Annotated in this window: 2 protein-coding genes; both read right to left on the reverse strand. The window is 49.8% G+C overall.

All coding sequences use genetic code 11. The features are described 5' to 3' along the window. Positions 1–518 (reverse strand): dihydroxy-acid dehydratase (locus tag R8N47_RS23965; protein ID WP_318185945.1); only part of this gene is annotated, 518 nt, incomplete at its 3' end. 14 nt (positions 519–532) lie between these two features. Beyond that, the coding region (locus tag R8N47_RS23970; RefSeq protein ID WP_318185946.1) for an aminotransferase class IV at positions 533–940 on the reverse strand (408 nt) is incomplete at its 5' end.

Genomic DNA, 940 nt, shown 5'->3' on the forward strand with positions numbered 1-940 from the left:
TCGGCACCTTGGATCATGGCATCGACAAGGTCTAGCTTGATGATCTGATCTGAAAGCTTGGTTTTGCCCGCTTCCATTGGGCCGCCAGATACGAAAATAACTGGAATGTTGAGACGCATTGACGCCATCAGCATCCCTGGAGTGATTTTGTCACAGTTAGAGATACATACCATGGCATCTGCACAGTGCGCATTAACCATGTATTCTACTGAGTCGGCAATCAATTCACGTGATGGCAGCGAGTAAAGCATGCCGCCGTGACCCATTGCGATGCCATCATCGACGGCGATGGTATTGAATTCTTTTGCGATGCCGCCTGCCGCTTCAATCTCTTGAGCAACAAGTTGGCCCAAATCTTTAAGGTGTACGTGGCCTGGTACGAACTGAGTGAATGAGTTCACCACGGCGATGATTGGTTTACCGAAATCTTCGTCTTTTACACCGGTTGCACGCCAGAGCGCACGAGCTCCCGCCATGTTACGACCATGTGTGGTGGTAGCTGATCTATATTTTGGCATTTCTTAAATCCTTCTTACTGCTGCTCTGGGTACACATAGTCTAACCAGCCCCACTTATCTTCCGTGGTGCCGTTAAATAGGCCAAAGTAGGCTTCTTGCAATTCTTTGGTAATCGGACCGCGTTTACCGCTGCCCACTTCAATTTTGTCGATGGTTGCCACAGGCACAACTTCTGCTGCGGTACCGGTCATGAATACTTCATCCGCAAGGTATAGCGCTTCGCGAGCAATGTTAGCTTCACGGACTTCGTAACCTTTATCGCGAGCAATGGTCATGATCGAGTCACGAGTGATACCCGGTAGGATAGCGCTGGTGGCTGGTGGTGTGGTGATCACGCGATTTTTGATGACAAAGATGTTCTCGCCCGCGCCTTCTGACAAGTAACCGTCAACACTCAGTGCGATACCTTCGTCGTAACCATG

The organism is Vibrio sp. 2132-1 (assembly GCF_033344315.1).